This is a genomic window from Sulfitobacter sp. SK012 (genome assembly GCF_003352085.1).
Classification (GTDB): Bacteria; Pseudomonadota; Alphaproteobacteria; order Rhodobacterales; family Rhodobacteraceae; genus Sulfitobacter.
The window spans coordinates 4,194,222-4,214,278 of sequence record NZ_CP025804.1 but is presented as its reverse complement, the minus strand read 5'-3'; the positions used below and the strand labels follow the sequence as shown (position 1 = coordinate 4,214,278).

21 protein-coding genes are annotated in these 20,057 nt (G+C 53.9%); 8 read left to right on the top strand and 13 right to left on the bottom strand.

The window, feature by feature from the left end:
* Positions 1-3: 3 nt before the first annotated feature.
* Positions 4-1,260 carry a phosphatase PAP2 family protein gene (locus tag C1J03_RS20560; RefSeq protein WP_114888280.1) on the bottom strand — a complete coding sequence of 419 codons (1,257 nt, stop codon included), beginning with the start codon at positions 1,258-1,260 and terminating at the stop codon, positions 4-6.
* A gap of 143 nt (positions 1,261-1,403) precedes the next feature.
* Between C1J03_RS20560 and C1J03_RS20555 the strand changes: the two genes are divergently transcribed.
* Complete coding sequence (locus tag C1J03_RS20555; protein WP_114888279.1) at positions 1,404-3,005, top strand: hypothetical protein; 1,602 nt, start codon at positions 1,404-1,406, stop codon at positions 3,003-3,005.
* Between the two features lie 379 nt (positions 3,006-3,384).
* Here the strand turns inward: C1J03_RS20555 and C1J03_RS20550 are convergent, their stop codons facing one another.
* The 8 genes from C1J03_RS20550 to rfbF are packed head-to-tail and all read right to left on the bottom strand — an operon-like array spanning position 3,385 to position 10,243.
* Complete coding sequence (locus tag C1J03_RS20550; protein WP_114888278.1) at positions 3,385-4,407, bottom strand: TIGR00180 family glycosyltransferase; 1,023 nt, start codon at positions 4,405-4,407, stop codon at positions 3,385-3,387.
* Between the two features lie 20 nt (positions 4,408-4,427).
* Positions 4,428-5,249 carry a cephalosporin hydroxylase family protein gene (locus C1J03_RS20545; protein ID WP_114888277.1) on the bottom strand — a complete coding sequence of 274 codons (822 nt, stop codon included), beginning with the start codon at positions 5,247-5,249 and terminating at the stop codon, positions 4,428-4,430.
* A complete protein-coding gene (locus C1J03_RS20540) occupies positions 5,249-6,073 on the bottom strand; it encodes an NAD-dependent epimerase/dehydratase family protein (RefSeq protein WP_114888276.1) in 825 nt (274 codons plus the stop codon). Before C1J03_RS20540 ends, C1J03_RS20545 begins: the two co-directional genes overlap by 1 nt.
* Complete coding sequence (locus C1J03_RS20535) at positions 6,070-6,561, bottom strand: acyltransferase (protein ID WP_254694113.1); 492 nt, start codon at positions 6,559-6,561, stop codon at positions 6,070-6,072. Before C1J03_RS20535 ends, C1J03_RS20540 begins: the two co-directional genes overlap by 4 nt.
* Before the next feature lie 17 nt (positions 6,562-6,578).
* Entirely contained in the window at positions 6,579-7,823 is a 1,245-nt protein-coding gene (locus tag C1J03_RS20530) for a class I SAM-dependent methyltransferase (protein WP_254694112.1), read from the bottom strand.
* The gene (locus tag C1J03_RS20525) at positions 7,820-8,389 is read right to left on the bottom strand and encodes a dTDP-4-dehydrorhamnose 3,5-epimerase family protein (protein ID WP_114888275.1); all 570 of its coding nucleotides are present in this window, start codon (positions 8,387-8,389) and stop codon (positions 7,820-7,822) included. The genes C1J03_RS20530 and C1J03_RS20525 overlap by 4 nt, the downstream gene beginning before the upstream one ends.
* 1 nt (position 8,390) lies before the next feature.
* Positions 8,391-9,479 (bottom strand): CDP-glucose 4,6-dehydratase, encoded by a 1,089-nt coding sequence (gene rfbG / locus C1J03_RS20520; protein WP_114888274.1) that lies wholly within the window; start codon positions 9,477-9,479, stop codon positions 8,391-8,393.
* Entirely contained in the window at positions 9,470-10,243 is a 774-nt protein-coding gene (rfbF, locus tag C1J03_RS20515) for a glucose-1-phosphate cytidylyltransferase (RefSeq protein ID WP_114888273.1), read from the bottom strand. Before rfbF ends, rfbG begins: the two co-directional genes overlap by 10 nt.
* Before the next feature lie 472 nt (positions 10,244-10,715).
* Between rfbF and C1J03_RS20510 the strand changes: the two genes are divergently transcribed.
* The 4 genes from C1J03_RS20510 (at position 10,716) to C1J03_RS20495 (ending at position 16,186) form a co-directional block, all read left to right on the top strand.
* Positions 10,716-11,474, top strand: coding sequence for a hypothetical protein (locus C1J03_RS20510; protein WP_114888272.1), 759 nt, complete (start codon positions 10,716-10,718; stop codon positions 11,472-11,474).
* Positions 11,475-11,557: 83 nt separating this feature from the next.
* The gene (gene aspS / locus C1J03_RS20505; RefSeq protein ID WP_114888271.1) at positions 11,558-13,333 is read left to right on the top strand and encodes an aspartate--tRNA ligase; all 1,776 of its coding nucleotides are present in this window, start codon (positions 11,558-11,560) and stop codon (positions 13,331-13,333) included.
* Positions 13,334-13,600: 267 nt separating this feature from the next.
* On the top strand, positions 13,601-14,992 hold the full coding sequence (locus tag C1J03_RS20500) for a DUF1800 domain-containing protein (protein WP_114888270.1): 1,392 nt from the start codon (positions 13,601-13,603) through the stop codon (positions 14,990-14,992).
* A gap of 15 nt (positions 14,993-15,007) precedes the next feature.
* Positions 15,008-16,186, top strand: a complete 1,179-nt coding sequence (locus C1J03_RS20495; protein ID WP_114888269.1) for a DUF1501 domain-containing protein — start codon at positions 15,008-15,010, stop codon at positions 16,184-16,186.
* Between the two features lie 16 nt (positions 16,187-16,202).
* Here C1J03_RS20495 and C1J03_RS20490 read toward each other — a convergent pair whose 3' ends face one another.
* Positions 16,203-16,382, bottom strand: a complete 180-nt coding sequence (locus C1J03_RS20490) for a hypothetical protein (protein WP_114888268.1) — start codon at positions 16,380-16,382, stop codon at positions 16,203-16,205.
* A gap of 151 nt (positions 16,383-16,533) precedes the next feature.
* On the opposite strand from C1J03_RS20490, the gene C1J03_RS20485 reads away from it, so the two are divergent.
* Positions 16,534-17,256, top strand: coding sequence for a GNAT family N-acetyltransferase (locus tag C1J03_RS20485; RefSeq protein WP_174234482.1), 723 nt, complete (start codon positions 16,534-16,536; stop codon positions 17,254-17,256).
* A gap of 10 nt (positions 17,257-17,266) precedes the next feature.
* Here the strand turns inward: C1J03_RS20485 and C1J03_RS20480 are convergent, their stop codons facing one another.
* A complete protein-coding gene (locus C1J03_RS20480) occupies positions 17,267-17,986 on the bottom strand; it encodes a response regulator (RefSeq protein WP_114888267.1) in 720 nt (239 codons plus the stop codon).
* A 135-nt stretch (positions 17,987-18,121) separates the two neighbouring features.
* Here C1J03_RS20480 and mce point away from each other — a divergent pair, with 135 nt between their 5' ends.
* Together mce and C1J03_RS20470 are read left to right on the top strand one after the other, a co-directional pair.
* Entirely contained in the window at positions 18,122-18,526 is a 405-nt protein-coding gene (gene mce, locus C1J03_RS20475) for a methylmalonyl-CoA epimerase (protein ID WP_114889112.1), read from the top strand.
* Between the two features lie 3 nt (positions 18,527-18,529).
* On the top strand, positions 18,530-18,826 hold the full coding sequence (locus tag C1J03_RS20470) for a DUF1467 family protein (protein WP_114888266.1): 297 nt from the start codon (positions 18,530-18,532) through the stop codon (positions 18,824-18,826).
* Here the strand turns inward: C1J03_RS20470 and C1J03_RS20465 are convergent.
* The gene (locus tag C1J03_RS20465; protein ID WP_114888265.1) at positions 18,780-19,493 is read right to left on the bottom strand and encodes an EI24 domain-containing protein; all 714 of its coding nucleotides are present in this window, start codon (positions 19,491-19,493) and stop codon (positions 18,780-18,782) included. The genes C1J03_RS20470 and C1J03_RS20465 overlap by 47 nt on opposite strands.
* A complete protein-coding gene (locus tag C1J03_RS20460) occupies positions 19,484-20,056 on the bottom strand; it encodes a nitroreductase family protein (RefSeq protein ID WP_114888264.1) in 573 nt (190 codons plus the stop codon). Before C1J03_RS20460 ends, C1J03_RS20465 begins: the two co-directional genes overlap by 10 nt.
* Between the last annotated feature and the right edge of the window lies 1 nt (position 20,057).

Here is a 20,057-nt window from a genome sequence, read left to right as displayed (position 1 = left end):
GCCCTAACTCCATTCGGCCAGAGCGTCTGCCCAGAGTTGGCCCAACTCGGTAGAGCCGGTCCCCAATATATTTATGTTGTTTCCTTTTCGTTCATAGGCGGGATTGTCAGGATTAGCCCCGGTGTTGATGGTTTGGATAGCGAGTGATGGAATGAAATCAGGACTGTTACCGGGCGTCCCGGCAACCAACGGATAAAGCGGCCCATTAAAGCTGTAATTTTTCACATCCCAATTTACGACCGCTGGTGCTGTTGAGGCATTTTGCAGTCGCATCACGAAATATCGCCCCAGCACCATTCCAAGATAGGCACCAGCTGCTGAATCTACTGGGAAATGCACCCCGGCCACTGTCCGGTTCACCGCTATCCGATAAGCTTGGCGCATCAATTGGGTCTTGGTGTGGTCCGCGCTGGGCCCGAGATTGGCTGTTGCAACGGTTGTCTGCGCTTCTTGTCGATGATCCGCCAAAACGCCCATGACGACCGCAATTGCAAAAGATTCGGTCGCGTGACCACTGGGGAGGCTTGAATGCCCGGGTGTCATGATCAACGGCTGAACCTGCGGCGAATATTCCGAAGGGCGGCGGCAGGCCATTGCGTCCTTGAACCGCATCTCGATCGCCACCACCGCAGACTGAACCGCATAAAGCAACTCGATGGTCTTGCGCATTCGTGGAAGGGGCGTTGTCATAATAGAGGTGAAGAAAGTCATTATGTCGTCGATTTCGGCCATGATTTCGACCGCACGATCGCTGCGCAAGTCGGCGTAGCGGCGCAGCCATTCCATTTGGACCCGGAACAAATCGGTTCCCGGTCGCCGCATGGCAAAAAGTTGCTCGGGCGCACCGGCAGCGCCCTGCATTTGATCAAGCGGAGCCGGTACGATTTGATTGCGATGCCACAACGTCGCCCAAGAACCTAGATCTTGTGTATCACCGGCCTCAGCACTCAGCGCGAATTCCAACGGTTGCAGCAGCTCCTGAACAAAAATGACCTGCCTTACTCGGTTGGACCAGAGATTTGTATTCAAAGGGTCGCCGAATGTGTGTTGCTTCGGGGCGCGCTCCACCACTTGCCAGTTTCCGACAATCCCATCGCGGTTTTTAAGCAGTGCGCCCGACGTATACGGAGAGACCGTTTCTCCTCCGGCATTGCCTGCGTTGCCCGCATTTCCGGCGTTACCCGCATTTCCTGCGTTGCCCGCATTTCCGGCGTTACCCGCATTAAGCGGGCCTGAGCCAGCACCAAAATTTTCAAACATGTAACACCTAAAATAATTGCGTTGCTTAAAAAGTCACCAAAATACACTCTTTTGCGCTATCGTAGATGTGCAGCTTAAATCGAAGCCAAACCCAACTCGCGCGGAACCATTCAATTATGTCTAGGTCCAACAATAGCACGGAATTGACAAAATCCGGAGTCAAGAATTTTTCGTTCAAAACTTTTGGACGTTTTCAGATCACCGCTCCGGACGGATCGGACATAACTCCGCCCTCGCAAAAAGCTCAAGGATTGCTGGCGATTCTGCTCACTTCTCCTGATTTTTGCCGTCCCAGATCCAAGCTCCAAGACTTACTCTGGAGCGACCGTGAACAAGATCAAGGAGCAGCCAGTCTGCGCCAAGAGATTTCTGGATTGAATAAACGGTTTCGCGTTTTTAGTCAGTTGCTTGGCACCGACAGATCCATCGTGTGGTTGGAGAAGTTGCTTTTTGAAGCTGACTGCGATGAAAACGGACCGACCGAGCTGGCAAGCACCCGCAATCGCGAGTTCCTCGAAGGCAACAATGTCAAAGACCCGGAGTTTGCCAACTGGCTGAGAGATCGTCGCACGGAGTTCGAAAACAAACAGCCAACCCCAGCCAAGATTCGGCACGGTGTCGATGAGGTAGGGCCCAGAACTTTGGTGCTTTCATATTCTGAAACCGCGAGCCCATTATCCAAGCATCTGGCAAGCGCCGTCTCTAGTGGCGTACGGGACTGGCTGCCATTGGATGTGCGAAACGTAATGCCGGCTCTCTTGCCCGCCGACGCCCTTCTACTTGAAGTCGATGAAACCCGGATCGGCCAAGACGCCTATGTGCAAGTTGTTCTGAAGGACGTTGAAAAGGGAAATACACTGTGGCGTAGCGCACTTGAGTTTGAGGTAGGAAAAGGAGGGGATGTCCGGAACAACCTGACTAAGCTCATCAACGAATCCATCGATCGAACGCTTACAACTTTGTCGTTCGATTCTAGTGGGCTGACTCCGCGCAATGCCAATGCTGCGATCCAGGCAATCGAGCGCATGTTTACGTCACACGGCGATTCCTTTGACACGCTGTCTAGAGTCTTCGAAGAAGAATACAAATCAACTGGTCACGGAGTTTTTCTCGCCTGGCAAGCATTTCTGTCGACTTACGTTGTCGGCGGCCGCAAGGCCCACGATCGCGTGGCCATGTCTGAAGAAGTGCGCAGCCTTGTCCACCAAGCCTTGATGTCTGAGCCGCACAATGCATTGGTTTTGGCTCTATGTTCCCATGTTAACGCATTTACCTTGGGCGACTATCACAGCGCGTTCGAACTTGCAGACCGCAGCGTAAAACTTCAGTCGAACAACCCTTTGGGATGGATGTTTCGTGGTGTTGCGTTGATCAACCTTGGTCGACTTGATGAAGGTCGCAAAAGCATTTCTCAGGCCAGAAACACAACCGGCGAGGCACCTTATCGCTATCTGATAGACTGCTACTCATGCATTGCAGAGATGCTAAGTGGTGATTTCCAGAACGCAAAGGCTTACGGGGCGACCTCGCTAAGCTATATGCCGGATTTCGCACCAACCTTAAGGTACCTTCTGGCGACGCATCTTGCTCTAGGAGACACTGTCGCTGCGGAAAAAACAGCCAGGCGCCTCAAGGAATTGGAACCAGATTTTGAACTGTCCCTTCTTGCGGAGCCTGAATACCCCAACCCATTGATGAAGCAGTACAACGTAATTGATTTGAAAAAGCTCCCCAAGCTGCTCTGAAAATTGAGGTGCCTCAGGCTGATGAAGGGGCGACATTCTGCGAACAAGGTCTGCTGTTCTGTCTCCGAGGTGGGCCCTAATGCGTTTTCTTGTGTCTTGCTGGGGTGTTTGGTTCAGGAATGCGTGTTGCTAACTTCAACTGTCAATTGAGACGTCACTCATCTTTCAACTCCGACCCTGAAATCCATATGCCGATCGTTCTGCGCGGCGTCCACACCTACAAACAAAGCCAAAATAGTGCGTTCAAGCTCTCTATTGAGTTTCGCTATCGTCTTGTTTCAGCAGGAGGTCAGGAAAGCTGACAGCATAACGAAACCCAATTTCCTCCATGTAGTCACGAGCTGGTTTAGGTGCCGGTTTTGTGCTTGGGGGCTTTTTCTCAGAGTGCTTCATATTTTTTACCCTCTCCAGCATTGTCTTGTGAAATCAGTGTTGCCCGAAGGCTCTCTGAAATGAAGGCAAGTTTTTCATGATATTTTTTCCGCTGTTCGGTTCCCCCGACAAAAATACTTTTGAAATCGGCGCGGGTGCGGACCATTCGTTCAGTATTGTAGAGGGGTCGTTCAGTGAAGCCAGAGATCCGGGCTGGCGGAACACCAGAAAGTGCAGCAATCCTGCTGCGCACCACCTGTCCAATTACCCTGCGCGCAGCTTCTTCATCGATGTCGTCGACTTCCTGCAAGCGGGCGGTTGTCTTGTCTATAAGCTGCATCACTTCAGGTCCGCGACGCAAAACAACCATATTATCCTCAGATCTATAGTAGCTATGAACTAAGTTTCGGGTGCAAATGAATCCAAGGTCAGGGATAGCGATGAATTTTCCTTCAGCCATATCCATCATGCCAACACCAAGGTCAAAGAACCCCGGAACATTCCAGCTCTGGAGGAATTGGTACCTAGCGATCAGCCTTTCCCTCCGTGCAACTGCATAGGTTGTGGTAAACGGTAGTTGACCAAACAAACGTATCCTCTGCCCTGCCGTGGGTGGAGCGATTTGTCGGACAGGGTCGAGCCGAACTCGTGCGTTTTTTTCGTCCAAGACATCTATATGGATAAGATACCCGCCTGCACAAACGGCGTCAGGGTCCTGTTCGAGGCGATGTTTTGCTCTCTCCATTGTCTCCATGATCGGATAGTCGTCATCCGCAGCCATGATCAGATATTCGTCAGGTGCACTCTTCAGTACTTCTAGAAGGCGGTCAAAAAGAGACAGGTCGCTGCTGTACGGTTGGTAATCAATCTCGATGCTGGCTTCAGCTGCCAGCTTTGCGTTCAGCGGCTTAAAAGCTGCGTCACTGCCGTCCGCCAAGATAATTTCCACATCCGGATAGAACTTTTCGTAGTATCCAAGCACACCGCTTAATGAGGTTGGGCGGTTGCGGGTGGGGATAATGATACGCATTGGCTCTACTTTGATAACTGCTATTTTCGCGCTAGAATGCCTTCAGGGCAAACACTCAGCAGCAGCTTGCCATCCATTTCACGGTCCAGTTCAAAGGCCAATGTGTCACCGTCGGCCGCTTTTACACCGCCGCCGTCGAGCCTAGTCATGAATTTGCGTAAGGCTGTCTTAGGATTGTTGCCTGGAGCCCATGGACGATTGGGGAACATGTCTTCAGCAAGGTCCTCAACGATCGTATCATACACAATACAATAGCTGCCTTTAGAGGTTAGCGGGGAATAGAGTTCCAGCTCTTTGATCACATGATCTTCGGTATGGTTGGAATCGAGTGCTACCAACACTTTTGACCCAGAAGGGATCAGTGCCTTGGCACGTTCGGCCGTATCAGTTTCGGTTGATGAACCCTCTACCATGTCTACGTAGGCGCTGAGTGGATGCGCTTCGATAGCGTCCCGATTATGCTGGCGGATGTCGATATCGATGCCAATCACCTTGCGGTGCGACTTGGCTGGATCAAAAGCGCGGCCTTCAGCGAGCGCATCACAAACGTCCAACATGGCCAACAATGATGCACTCAGCATCAAAGACCCACCATGGGCAATGCCAGTTTCAAAGATAACATCGGGGCGGGTCTTATAAACCAGCTCCTGGAAACCAACGATATCGGCAGGTAGTTGGATGATCGGGCGGCCGGCCCAAGCGAAGTTATACATGTAATGTTCGCGAAATGCGTGGTCCATCCATTGCGCAGAGGAACCGTTCCACGAGTCTTTGCCTTTATAGCCTTCGATGCGGGCACTACGCTCTTTTTCGAATTGGGCTATTGGATCTTGGTTTGGCATCAAGAAGATTCCCCATTTTCTAGTTTTAATGACGTGACTAGTGCCGGCAAATCGTCAGCCAAGTACCGTGGGCAAAAGTCGCATAGCTGGACAAGCTTGTCGACCGAGATTGGTGGGAATTTCCGGACAAGTGTGTTGGGTTGAAACTCGACTTTGAAGTCTAGTTCACGCAGCCGCACTGCAATTTCTTGGTGGCTTGTTACCCGGCCGCTGGCCAAATTATAGCAGCCGCTGCTTGCATCGCGCGATATGGTGGCGAGGGCCGTTACGACATCTTCGACAGACACATAGTCCTTAGCGGAGGAAGGCTCTTCGCTGATCACAACCTCGCCGTCGCGGACAACCGAACCCAGCACTGATCCTAAGAAGGTATTTGAGCTCATTCCCGCACCGTATACATTCGACAAACGTGCGCTAATCATACGCGCATCAGGGTAGGTAGCGCACAACGCTTCACCCAACAGCTTGGCCAGATCATAGGTGGAATCTGGAGAAGGCAGTACGTTAAGTATTTGATTTTCTTGCGCAGGTTTTTCGTGCTCGGTGATTCCATAAACACGGGTGCTAGACAGATATACCAAGGATGAGAAACTGCAGCGCTGCATCAGCTCGCTAAGCAACGTTACCTGCGACTGGATCGTGAGGTGGGGGAATAGCCGAAAATTACCCGTCATCCCAATGCAGTAAAACACAGCACCCAGATCACCTTTAAGCTCTGAAAGCTCTGCTCTGCTTGGTGTTTCGACTGCGTAGCCCTCATGCCGCAGACGGGCAACCAAAGCGGTGCCGATAAAACCTGTTGATCCCAGAACAGTCGCTTTCATCGCCGGGCCTTTATCGGCACCGCAGGATTTCCCGCTGCTACATGATACGCTGGAATTTCAGACCGCACGACGCTTTGTGCACCTATCACACACCCCTTGCGCACGATGGCACCATCCAGAAAAACCACGCCTGCGCCGATCCAAACGTCATCTTCAATCACAATACCGCCCTTACTGGGCCGAAAACCTTGATTAATAATCGGGATGTCGGGATCGACATACTCATGGTTGACTGGCGCAAAGGTGCAATTGGCTGCAATGGCCACATCGTTGCCGATTGTAAGGCCATTTCCAGTGTAAAGCACGCAACCTGAATTGATATAAACCCGTTCGCCTAGGATCAGATCTCCGTTGCCGCCAACGGGCTTAATCTTGACGAAGCTGTCGACCATGGAGTGCGCGCCGATACGTATCAGCGTCCCGCGGGTGCTGTCTTCAATATCAGCGAGCTTGGAAATCTGTGCGGTTGGATGAATGTCGATCGTCACGGAACGCGCGTGCCTCCTTACGGGCTAAATTCTTCGATTTGTGGAATGGCGATTACAAACTTTGCATCCCAATCGCCAACATAACTGAGTTGCGCTGCGACCTCGTTTTTTATGTTCCAAGGAAAGATCAGGATACGGTCAGGTTTTGTTTCCTCAATCTTGTTCGGGCGTTCAATTGGCAGACGTGATCCGGGCATGTATTTACCCTGTTTAGCGGGTGCCATATCGCAGACGTACTCAATCAGGTCGGACCGAATACCGCAGAAATTCATAAACGTATTGCCCTTTGCAGCGGCACCATAGGCCGCAACACTGAGCCCTCGGTCTTTGGCATCCATAAGGTACCGCATCGCGCCGTTACGGATGTCGTAGACCGACGTTTGGAACGCCGCATAATACTCTCGTGTGGCCATCCCGGCATCACGTTCGCGTTGCAGTAACATACTAACGTTGTCACTAAGTGGATACGGCTGTTGGTCCGCGCGCTGAGCATAGACTCGCAAACTTCCGCCGTGTGTGCCAATTTCCTCAACGTCAAAAACGTGCAACCCGTTAGCAGTTGCTATGCGATCAACCGCCAAAAGTGACAGATAGGAGTAGTGTTCATGGTAGATCGTATCGAACTGACATTCGGACACCAACCGCATCAAATGCGGGAACTCGAAGGTTACGACCCCTGTGTCCTTCAGCAGAATTGAAAACCCAGCCAGAAAGTCATTGATGTCAGGGACATGGGCCAAAACGTTATTGGCGGCTATCAGATCGGCTGATTTGCCCGCGTTGCGCAACCGTTTTGCTAGATCGCGGCCAAAGAATTCTTCGTGTGTTTCAATGCCCTTTTCGCGCGAAGCGACGGCCGTGCTGTGGGTCGGTTCAATGCCGTAGCAGGGAACTTTAAGCTCTTGGACATACTGCAAAAGGTAGCCGTCGTTCGAGGCGACCTCCACAAAGCACGATGATGTGGTTAGATCAAACCGCTCCGCCATCGTTTCAACGTAGGATTGCGCATGGGCCAACCACGATTTCGAGGTCGAGCTGAAATAGGCATAATCCGCAGAGAAAAATACGTCACGTTCGGCAAAATCCTGAGTTTGAACGAGCCAACACTCATCACAAACCAAAACCCGCAGTGGGAAATAGGTTTCTGGCTCTGCCAATTGTTCTGCCGTCACGTAGGAATTTGATGGCGGCGCTGTCCCTAGGTCGACGAATGTAAGGCTCAGGTTGTGTCCGCAATGTCGGCAGTTTGATGTTGTCATCATATCATCGGAACTCCGGGAAGATCAGCTTTGTCGAGCGGGGGAAGGTCACGATCTCTTGATGATTGTTGTCCTTGCTTAAGAGGCCATCGAATATTCAGAATAGGATCAAATGCATCAATGCCGCTCTCATGCTTTTGAGCATAGGGTCGAGAATGAAAATAGAACATCTCACAATTATCAGTCAGAGTCTGAAACCCGTGCGCGAAACCTTCTGGGATCAGCAACGCATTGCCAATCGTGGCGTCGAGCAGACAAGCGGTGTGCTGGCCAAAAGTCTTTGAGCCTTCGCGCAGATCGACGGCGACGTCGTATACTTGCCCAGCGAGGCATGTGACCAATTTGACTTCGGAAAAAGGCGCGCGTTGATAATGCATGCCACGCAGCGTCCCAAAGGTGCTGGTCAGGGTTCGGTTGGCTTGTGCGACTTCACCAAGCCAGCCTGCCTGAGCAAGATCATCCTTGCAAAACATCCGCTCAAGATATCCGCGGTCGTCACCTAGGCGATGTCGTCGAACTTCGATTACGCCGGCCAAAGCTGTTTCGTGAAAAGTAAAACGCCCCGCCATCTCAATGACCACCTTGCTGCTGGTCGATGAAATTTGCGATCTGGGCCTGAGTAAACGCAGCCATATCTTTGCCGTCAGCCCATGCCTTGTACCAGCGGATGGTTTCATCGATGGTTCTGTCAAGGTCCCAGCGCGCCGTCCAACCAAGTTCAAGCATTGCCTTAGAACTGTCGAGCCTCAACAGGTTTGCTTCAAGCGGTGCATCAGCTTGGGGAGACACCTCAAGGCTTGCGCCATCACCCCACAAAAGCGCCGCGCGCTCTGAAATGGCCAACGCGCTAGCTTCCCCGCGAAGATCAGGGCCAAAATTCCAAGCTGGTTTTTGAACGATGTGTTCCATTGATTGCATCATATGCTCAGCAACGACGAGATAGCCGTTGATTGGGTCAAGCACATGCTGCCAAGGGCGCACCGCAGTTGGGTTACGAATTTGCGCTGAATCTCCCGCGACGAATGCGCGGATACAATCCGGTACCAAACGATCTTTGGCCCAGTCACCACCACCTATAACATTGCCCGCGCGGACCGATGCTATGCGCATCCCATGGCCATTTTTTGGAGCAAAGCTCTTGCTCCATGTTGCGATGACCAATTCAGCGGCAGCCTTGCTGGTGCTGTAGGGGTCGGCAGCCCCGAGCGGATCGATTTCGCGGAAAGGATAAATGCGCTCGGGGTTTTCATACACTTTGTCAGTCGTTACAGCGACAACAGCACAAGGATATGGCAGTTGCCGCGTGGCTTCCAATACATGCGCTGTGCCCATTACATTTATTTCAAAGGTCTCTACCGGAACTGAATAACTGCGCCGGACAAGGGACTGCGCAGCAAGATGAAAAATAACCTCGGGCTGTGCTTTGGCGACCGATTTCTGCAATGCGTCTACGTCACGAATATCTGCGATCTGGTGATCTGTAATTTTGTCGGCGACACCACATAATTCAAATAGATTTGGCGAACTTTCAGGTGCCAAAGAATACCCAGTGACACGTGCACCCATATGGCTCAGCAGTAGAGCCATCCAAGCCCCTTTGAACCCGGTATGTCCGGTTAGGAATACGGATTTATCTTTCCAGAAAGAAATTAGCTCCATGTCTTCCAAGGCGCTTCATCCCGAGCCAGCAGCCCGTCTAGTGTATTGCGGTCGCGCAGCGTGTCCATTGGTTGCCAAAACCCGTCATGCCGAAATGCCCGAACTTCTCCTTCTGCCGCAAGTTGTGTCAGTGGTTTACCTTCCCAAGCGTCGGAATCGCCGTCGATATAGTCGAGAACCTTCGGAGATAGAACAAAGAACCCACCATTTATCCGAGCACCATCACCACTTGGCTTTTCTGCAAAGCCTTTGACTGCGTTGTTCTCATCTATGTCCAGCGCACCAAAACGCCCCGGGGGCGCTACAGCCAATATCGTCGCCAATTTATTGTGACTTTTATGAAAGGCGATTTCAGCAGTTAGATCGACGTCAGCAACGCCGTCCCCATACGTCATACAGAAATCATCATCACCAATGTATTTCGCAACCCGCTTGAGGCGTCCACCTGTCTGAGTTTCGAGGCCTGTATCAATCAAAGAAACGCGCCAGGGTTCGGCATCTCGATGATGTACATCAACTCCGCTTGTTCGCATGTCAAATGTTACGTCCGACTTGTGCAAAAGGTAGTTAGAGAAATATTCTTTGATAAAATATGATTTGTATCCAAGGCAAACGATGAAGTCATTAAGGCCATGTGCTGAATAGATCTTCATAATATGCCACAAGATCGGCATGCCGCCTATCTCGACCATCGGCTTTGGCCGGATATGCGTTTCTTCGCTGATGCGGGTACCAAGACCTCCGGCTAGAATGACGACTTTCATTTAAATCCAGTCCATCATTTTAGGGCCCGAGTAACGCCTATTAGTTGAGCCTTTTTGTGTCAACAGCCTACCATGAGGTGCTGCGCTTCGCCGATGCAATGCTGCCGAGGGTTCAAGTCAGACGATAGGTTGCTGATTCCAACGTGACTAAAGTCAATGTCTGGATAATAGCTGCAATGGCGGCGTAGTTGATCCTTCAATTCATGGCTCAGAATTTCGCAGCGGCCCGCACGGCCAATATTCTTGCGGGTGCTGACACCTTGAATTTTAGTCTGGGCAGCATCCAGGACTTCTTGGCGACGAGCCAAGGCAAGACGAAATGCTTGTCCTAGTTTTCCATGAGGTTCATTATAGGAAAAGAAGTGCCGGCGTTACGCTCGCGCCAAACTTACATAGAAATTAATGTACCAGGATATAGCCATATCCGCGCAGGTTTCTCTACGGCCACCTGCCCAAAAACCATGGATACCACATGCCAGACCCGATCCTTGTCCATCAATCCGCCGTCAACATGACCCGCCCCATTACCCATTTTCAGGTGTTCGGCGAACGGCGATCTGGCACAACCTATCTGCGCAGTCTCATGGAGCAAAATTTGAAGGCCAAGGCAGTGCATCATTATGGCTGGAAACATGGTTTTATGACTGTGCCCGCTGTCTCGTCCGAGGCGCTGATCATATGTATCGTGCGTGATCCGCTGGAGTGGATCCTAAGCCTGCACGCCACGCCTTTTGCTGCGGAACCCCAGTTGAAAGAACTGAGCCTATCCAAGTTTCTGCGCGCGGAATGGGACAGTATTGCGCGGCCAGCGGGGCAAGGTTGGCGCAATGCGGGGTACCGCCAGAACATGTCCTTGCGCGGCGAGGTGCTACAGCTTGACCGTCATCCAATTGAGGGCCGGCGCTTTCATAACATCCTTGAGATGCGCACCGTTAAACTGCGCGCTCATATTGGGATGACCCAACGGTTTGCCCATGCCTGTGTCGTGACGCTTGATGACGCGCGCGATCGCCCAGAAATGTTGGTCGATGCGCTTGAAAGCCGCTTTGGGCTCGCGCGCAGCGGCCCTTTTAAGCCGATCCAAGAATACGTCGGCAACAAAGGTAATCCGCCCTCAGCGTCGTTAGATGATCTGTCTCCCGAGGATCATGAATTCATCCAAAAGGGTCTGGATTGGACCCTAGAGCGCCCCTTTGGTTACGATCTGACTACCCAGACTGCCAAAGCATAGCCTGCAGGCACGACGCACCCTTGACTTCATGGCCCCCAAACGGTGTATCTGCGCCGAACATTTGCCCACCGAAAGGGACCGTCATGCACGCCTACCGCTCACAAACCTGCGCCGACCTCAATGCCTCTAATGTCGGGGATACTGTGCGTTTGTCAGGCTGGGTCCACCGAGTGCGCGACCACGGCGGCATTCTGTTCATCGATCTGCGCGACCACTACGGCATAACGCAGATACTCTGTGACCCGGATTCAGCGGCATTTTCCGGAGTGGAAAAGGTCCGCGCGGAATGGTGTATCCGGATCGACGGTGAGGTCAAAGCGCGTGATGCATCCTTGATCAACAGCAAAATCCCGACTGGCGAGATCGAAGTGTTCGTCCGCGAAATCGAAGTACTGGGCGCATCCGCCGAGCTGCCCTTGCAGGTATTTGGTGAACAAGAATATCCCGAAGAAACGCGCCTGCGCTACCGTTACCTCGATCTGCGCCGTGAAAAGATGCAAGCCAACATGGTGTTGCGTTCAGACGTTGTGACGTCGATCCGCAAGCGGATGTGGGACCAAAAATTCCGCGAATTCCAGACACCGATCATCACGGCCTCTTCGCCAGAAGGCGCGCGCGACTTTCTGGTCCCAAGCCGTCTACACCCGGGCAAGTTCTATGCGCTGCCACAAGCCCCGCAGCAGTTCAAACAGCTGTTGATGGTCTCAGGCTTTGACAAGTATTTCCAGATCGCGCCGTGTTTCCGCGATGAAGACCCGCGTGCTGACCGATCGCCCACTGATTTCTACCAGCTTGATTTGGAGATGTCCTTTGTCACGCAGCAGGACGTCTTTGACACGATTGAACCGGTAATTGGCGGCATCTTCGAAGAATTTGGCGGCGGCAGGGCCGTTGATAAAGACTGGGCGCAGATTTCCTACAAAGATGCAGCTCTGTGGTATGGCTCTGACAAGCCCGACCTGCGTAACCCGATCAAAATGCAGGTTGTGTCCGAGCATTTCGAAGGCTCCGGATTTGCGATTTTTGCCAAGCTTCTTGAGCAAGACGGCACTCAAATTCGCGCAATTCCGGCCCCGTCTGGCGGCAGCCGCAAATTTTGTGACCGTATGAACGCGTTTGCCCAGAAGGAAGGCCTTCCTGGTATGGGCTACATCTTCTGGCGCGACCAAGGCGAGGGCATGGAAGCTGCAGGACCTTTGGCCAAGAACATCGGGCCAGAGCGGACCGAAGCCATTCGTCAGCAACTGGGCCTTAAAGTTGGCGATGCGGCCTTCTTCCTAGGCGGAAAGCCCAAGACCTTTGAAGCCGTTGCGGGCCGTGCGCGCAATGTCATCGGCGAAGAGCTGGGTCTGACCGACAAAGAGCGCTTCGCTTTTGCGTGGATCGTCGACTTCCCGATCTTTGAGAAAGACGCTGAGAGCGGCAAGATCGATTTTGAGCACAACCCTTTTTCAATGCCGCAGGGCGGGATGGAAGCGTTGCAGGGCGATCCGCTTAAAGTGCTGGGTTATCAATACGACCTTGCGTGCAACGGCTATGAGCTGGTGTCCGGAGCCATCCGAAACCACAAGCCAGAGATCATGTTCAAGGCGTTTGAAATCGCGGGCTACGGCGAAGACGAGGTACGCAAGCGCTTTGGCGGCATGGTTAACGCGTTTCAATACGGCGCTCCGCCCCACGGCGGGTGTGCCGCTGGGATTGACCGCATCGTAATGTTGCTGGCTGACGAAGCGAACATTCGCGAAGTTATCTTGTTCCCGATGAACCAGCGCGCAGAAGATCTGATGATGAACGCCCCAAGTGAGCCAGCCCCGGATCAGTTGATGGAGCTCGGTCTGCGTGTCATCCCACAAGACTAAATAGAACGCCGCGGTATCCCCGCGGCGTTTCTTTTTTGTCTGCCGCGGTATGGGTCTTTGTTTTGAAAGCTGGCTTGGCGTGAGGCATTATTGCTTACGTGACAGCATGAATTTCCGCGTGGCCTTTAAGTACATGCCATTCCTTCAATCTGATGCAGATGTCGCGGGCACAGTTCCGCCAAATCATCCCCTGAACGCGGCGACCCGTGCAATGGCTCGGGTGAAGCCCTATATTGGGCGAGAAGGTACCAAAGCAAAGGGCTGGTTGTGACGTTTTCACCTGAGTTTGCCGAGCGGCGTTTTGGCTACGGTCTATCGCCGTTAAATCCGCCTGTAGCTTCCACAGCAGCGATGCTCGCTGGAATAACGGCTGCTGATGTTCAGGCGGAAAACTTCCCGATTGAGGGTTTTGAGACATTCCGCAATCGGATGATCCTTGCCACATCCAAACGCAAAGAGCTCAAGAAAGCCCGCAAGGCTGGAGCGAAGGACGACGTCCAACGCCTCACAAAGGAGCGCAAGGTGATCAACCGCGCTGCCCGCCAAGATAGCAGGCGTTGGATGCTTGCCAGCATGTTGCGGCGTGCTCATACACAGCAAGCATTTTTTGAGCGTTTGGTTGCATTTTGGGGGGATCATTTTTCGGCCCAAGGTAAGGCCGGCGTGCTGCGCCGTGGCACCGCGCCATTTATCGAAACGGTCATGCGGCCACACGTTGGTGGGCGCTTCGCAGATTTGTTGATCGCGGCTGTGACCCACCCACTGATGGTTCACTATTTGGATCAAGAGCGATCCATGGGGCCGCAAAGCAACCGTGCCCTAAAAATAGGCCGCAAGGCAGGACTGAACGAAAACCTTGCCCGCGAAGTGATTGAGTTGCACACGCTGGGCGTCAGTGGCCCTTATACGCAAGACGACGTGCGCCAATTGGCAGAGCTGTTCACTGGCATGAGCTTTCAGGTTGAGCATGGATTCAAGTTCCGAAAAGACTTTGTTGAACCAGGAACTGAAACAGTCCTTGGCAAGACTTATGGACCCAAACCAAGCATCGGCGTGATCCACAGCGTTCTAGAGGACCTTGCGCGCCATCCCGCCACCGCACGCCATATCGCCCAGAAATTGGCCGTGCACTTTGTTTCCGACATGCCCGATCCCCTGTTGGTGGCGCATCTTGAAGCGGCCTATCTGGAAAACGACGGTGCACTGATGCCGGTTTATGCGGCCTTGCTGGAACATCCGGCCGCATGGCAGGAGACTGCGCTGAACATGCGACCAGCGGATGAATTTATTGGTGCAGCCTTTCGTGCGCTGGGGATGACATCTGGCGCTGTTGATGGGTTGGTCGAAAAAGACATTATTGACCTGTTTTACAAGCCGATGGCGCTGATGGGCCAAACCTATCAAAAACCAGATGGCCCCGACGGTTGGCCCGAAGAGGACAACGCGTGGGTCACACCTCAAGGTATTGCGGCGCGGATGGAATGGGCGATGCAGGTGCCACTGCGGTTAATGCCGGAACTGCCTGACCCGCGTGATTTTGTCGTAACAGCGCTGGGCGCGCTTGCTCCGCCGGAGGTGGTTTTTGCCGCTGGTGCCGCTGAAAGCCGGCATGAAGCAATTGGCCTCGTGCTTTGTGCACCAGCGTTTCAGCGGCGCTAGGAAAGGATGACCCAAATGACATCACTCTCCCGCCGACGCTTTTTGACCCGCGCCACGCTTGTTGGCTGCTCTTTAGCCGCGAGCCCGCTGCTGACCCCCGTGAGCTTTGCCCAAGCACCTTGGGATACCCGACTGGTTGTGATTATCTTGCGTGGCGGAATGGATGGGCTGGATGTGGTGCGCCCCATTGGTGATCCGGGATTTGCAGCGCTGCGGCATGCCACGTTGCGTGATCCGGGGCTGGATCTGGACGGGTTTTTCCAACTGCACCCGGCGCTGGGCGGTCTGATGCCGATGTGGCAGCGTGGGCAATTGGGATTTGTGCATGCCGTGTCCACTCCCTACCGCGATAAACGCAGCCATTTCGACGGGCAGGATTTGCTGGAGGCTGGAACCAGCGAAGATGGTGTGGTTGCGCGCGACGGCTGGTTGAACCGCATGCTCCAGCAAGTGCCGGGTGTGCATGCAGATACGGCCTATGCCATTGGCCACAGTGACATGCGTTTGTTGAATGGGGCTGCGCCGGTCGCGAACTGGGCACCTGATTCTGATCTGCGTCTTAGCCCGCAGGCATTGCGCCTTGCTGAGTTGGTCATGGAAAGCGATCCGCAGATGCACGCAGCCTTGGCTGAGGCGATGTCGCTCTCTGAAGGGGCGCAAGCCGCGATGATGGAGGGCGATGCATCCGGGCGTCAGACACCGCATGCTGAAATTGCGCATTACGCGGCCGACCGGTTGAACAAAGACGCTCGTGTTGCTGCGTTTTCGCTAAATGGATGGGACACGCACCGTGGTCAGGCCAATTTGTTGCCGCGTGCGCTGAAACCCTTGCAAGAAACGCTGCTGACACTAGAAAAATCAATGCGCCCAGATGCCTGGCAGAAAACAGCTGTGATCGCAATGACTGAATTTGGACGCACCGCGCGCGAAAACGGGACCCGGGGAACCGATCACGGGACAGGCGGGCTGATGGTTATGGCCGGTGGTGCGGTGCGGGGTGGCAAGGTCCATGGGCAATGGCCAGGCGTAACACCCGATGCTCTTTATGGTGGACGTGATTTGATGCCGACGCGCGATGTGCGTGCCCATGCCGCATGGATTATGCGAGGGCTGACAGGCATCGATAACGCAACGCTAGAGCGTCACGTTTTTCCAGGGTTGGAAATGGGCGCGGATCCACAACTGTTGATGTGACGCGCCAAAAACGGCTCTAAAAGAAGTCTAGTGATGTTGTGTAGGCCCAGATGCTGTCACCTAAATCGGATGTGCCAGTCTGGATAGAAGAAATCGCAGCTACAGCAAGACCAACGACGGCAGCGCAAAGAACGACCCAATCGACGGTCACGGCACCAGATGTGTCGGCACGGAATTTTGTCAAAAAGCGCTTCATCGCTTGCTCCTAGGGTTAGTATTAATGATTTGTTTATTGTCATAATGTGGCAGGAGTTTGGTCCTGAGAGGCCCATACTTCGGCAGATGCAGGTTTCAGGCGTGAAATTACTGGCCTTGGCCATGGCGGGTATTCGCCATAACGTTCAGGTATGTTGACCGAAAATCCCCCCGCGCCTTTAGGCTCTCTCGTACCGAATTGGACAGCGCCAGCGCGCCCGTCCGGTGTTCCCCTTGAAGGCCAATATGTCCGGCTGGAACGGTTGAATCCCGAACGCCATGCAGCACTTCTTTTTAATGCCTACGAAGGACATGACGCAGTCTGGGACTACTTACCTTATGGCCCGTTTTCGTCATCTGCCAAATATCACCGTTGGGTCCGAGACGCGTCTGCTCATGATGACCCGCTGTTTTATGCCATCAAGAACCTTGAAACAGGCCACTGGGAGGGGGTGGCGAGCTATCTGCGTATCGCTGCTGACGCAGGTTCAATCGAGGTAGGCAATATTAACTACGGTCCGGCGCTGCAGCGCACCCGTGCGTCAACCGAGGCGATGTTTTTGATGATGCAATGGGCCTTTGAGGCCGGGTACCGACGCTATGAATGGAAATGCAATGCGCTCAACGCCCCGTCCCGCCGTGCGGCGCAACGTCTGGGCTTCAGCTTTGAGGGGGTCTTTCGGCAAGCGCTCGTTGTGAAGGGCCGCAATCGTGATACCGCTTGGTTTGCGGCAATAGATTCTGAATGGCCCGCGTTGAAAGAGGCTTATGCGACGTGGCTGTCACCTGCGAATTTTGACAAAGATGGCCAACAAATTGAGCGGTTGGGCGATATGACCGGTCTTGTAAGGGACGCCAGCGACCCCACGCTTTAGCGCGCCACGCTTAGATTGCTATTTTTTGGTTAAGCCGTTGTTGGATCAACCCCGCGATCTGCGCAGTCTCAGATGCCGCGGATTGGCCGAGTGCACGCTTCTCAGCCAGAGCCAACGCAGCTTTTTCAAGCCGGGGATCATCCGCACTGCGTGCCACACCGCTTAGAAACTGCGCCACGTAATCCAACGCAACATCATTGGGCGGATCTTCGAGAACTTCGGCAATGTGGGACATGTCATCCTGAAATGCCATGCGGTCAGGCGTGATCGTTTCATCCGACAACATGCGGGGACTGGCAGGCAGCCGATCTGCGGGGAGGGCGGATAGGATCAATTCCTGAAAGGCCGCTAGTGACACAACAGGTTTGTCTAGAAACCCATGCGCCCCAGCAGCCATCGCATCAGGGGCACGGTGGGTATCCCCGGATGTCGCTATGACAATTGTGCCGTCCGCCTGTGCCTGCGCCAGTTCTGTGATCAAATCAACGCCGTTTCCGTCCGGCAGGCCCAAATCGACCACCACAATTGATGGGCGGTACACTTGAAGATGGCGCCGCGCTGAGCGCAGACAATCCGCCCGCCGAATGCGCGCGCCAGAACGTAGGCACAAGAGCCGCATCGCTTCGCATGCATATCGGCTGTCTTCGATGACTAGAACGGTAAGCCCCAAAAGAGGCCGCGCCGCGGTTGGCGTTGGGATGTTCGCCGCAAAGGGGTCTAACGTATCCATGTGGGTCTCCGAGGGTTGAATCGCTTTACCCATCGTTACGTAAACTTGCCTAACAGGGCGTTAATGCGTCGCATTGCGCTGGGCAGTTTCACGCGGCATAACCCCCCCAAACGCCCCACCTTGTTGGAGAAGAAGATGATCGGACGCCTCAATCACGTTGCCATCGCTGTGCCGGATCTGGATGCTGCCGCTGATCAGTACCGCAATGCTCTGGGCGCAACTGTCGGCGCGCCGCAGGACGAACCAGACCACGGCGTGACAGTCATTTTTATCGAGCTACCCAATACCAAGATCGAACTTTTGTACCCTTTGGGGGAAAATTCGCCCATCAATGGTTTCCTCGAAAAGAACCCCGCCGGCGGCATTCACCATATTTGTTATGAGGTCGACGATATCATCGCTGCGCGCGATCATCTTCAGTCAACCGGCGCCCGCGTTCTGGGCACCGGTGAGCCCAAGATAGGTGCCCACGGCAAGCCCGTGCTGTTCTTGCACCCCAAGGATTTTAACGGCGCGCTTGTCGAACTGGAGCAGGTCTAAATCATGGGTGTTATGTCTGGTCTCGTCCTGTTCGCTGTCATCTGGTTCATGACGTTCTTTGTTGTGCTGCCGTTTCGGATCAAAACCCAAGGTGACCTTGGTGAAACCTTGCCCGGCACCCACGCCGGCGCGCCTGAGCACCATCATCTCAGGCCAAAGGCACTGATCACTACCGTGATTGCCGTGCTTCTTTGGGGGATCATCGCCGTGATCATCCTGTCGGGCGCGATCAGTGTAGATGATGTAGGGAGCTTTATGGGCGGGGGTCGCCCTGTGGCAATAGATGGAACAGATGGGTAAACGTCGCGGCTCCCAAGATTGGCACCAACAGGTTCACCACTGGAATTGAGAGCGGGATCGCCATCAAAATACCTGCGGCCCAGATTGTCAGAATATTCCGACGCCGCAGCACACGGGCCTGCTTTCGTCCGACCCGTCGCATTGCGGCCAGCGTGTAATATTCCCGGCCCAACAAGAATCCATTTACGCCCCAAAAAATGAAGATCGCGATAGGCGCAAACACGATATAGGCGATCAACGCGAGCACATTGACGCCCACCAGCACACCAAGAAAATTCACAGTATCGCGCAGCGCTTCCCAAAATGGCGTGCGGGGGCGTTGCGGCAGGGTTGGATAATGCACCGCTTCGACGGCGTCAGCCACATCATCGAGAAACATCGACGTGATGGCAGAGGCGACAGGAACCATCAAGAAGATCGACAGCACCAACAGTAGGATCGCCGCACCCCAGCTTACAAGATCGTCGAGCCAGTTCACCTCGCCCAAAAACGGCAACCAAACATCATCACCGGTCATCCAGTTGCCCAGCCAGACGAAGCCGGCAGAGACAGCCACCAGCAAACACAGCGCCAGCCCGATCCCCATCAACAGTACCCGCCGAAAGCGCGGATCATCAAGCTGTCCCAGCGTCTGTGAGAACGCGGAAAAGATGAGCCCTATAGCCATGTCGTCAATGCCTCAATGTCGGGGCGCGGGCGATCTGGGGGCGCGCTGGTTTCCGTACCGATGTGGATGATGCCTGCGATCCGTTCATGCGCCTCCAGCCCAAAGCCTTGCGTCTGAAAGTCGCGATCATGAGAAACCCAACCGCTAAGCCAATTGGCCCCCCAGCCAGCAGCCAGCGCTGCGTTCAGCAATGCGAGGCAAACCGCCCCCGCAGAATATGTCTGTTCAAGTGCTGGGATCTTCTCGGAGGGTTTGTGCACTTCGACGACAACGACGGCAAGTTGTCCTAGGTCGAATTGACCGCGCCCTTTTTGGATCTGCTCGGCATCCAAGCCCAATGCCGTTCCTCTTGCCTGAGCAAGTTCCGCCAAAGGGCCCATCGCCGCCCGGTCGATTACAATAAAGCGCCAAGGCTCCAATTTACCGTGATCCGGGCTGCGTGCGGCCGCCGTCAAGAGCGGCATCAGCGCCGTTTGATCTGGGACAGGTAGGCCCAATGTCTTAGCGGGGCGCGAGCGCCGGGTTTGCAGGAACTGCAACGCATCTGCGTTAAGGTCGGGCAAG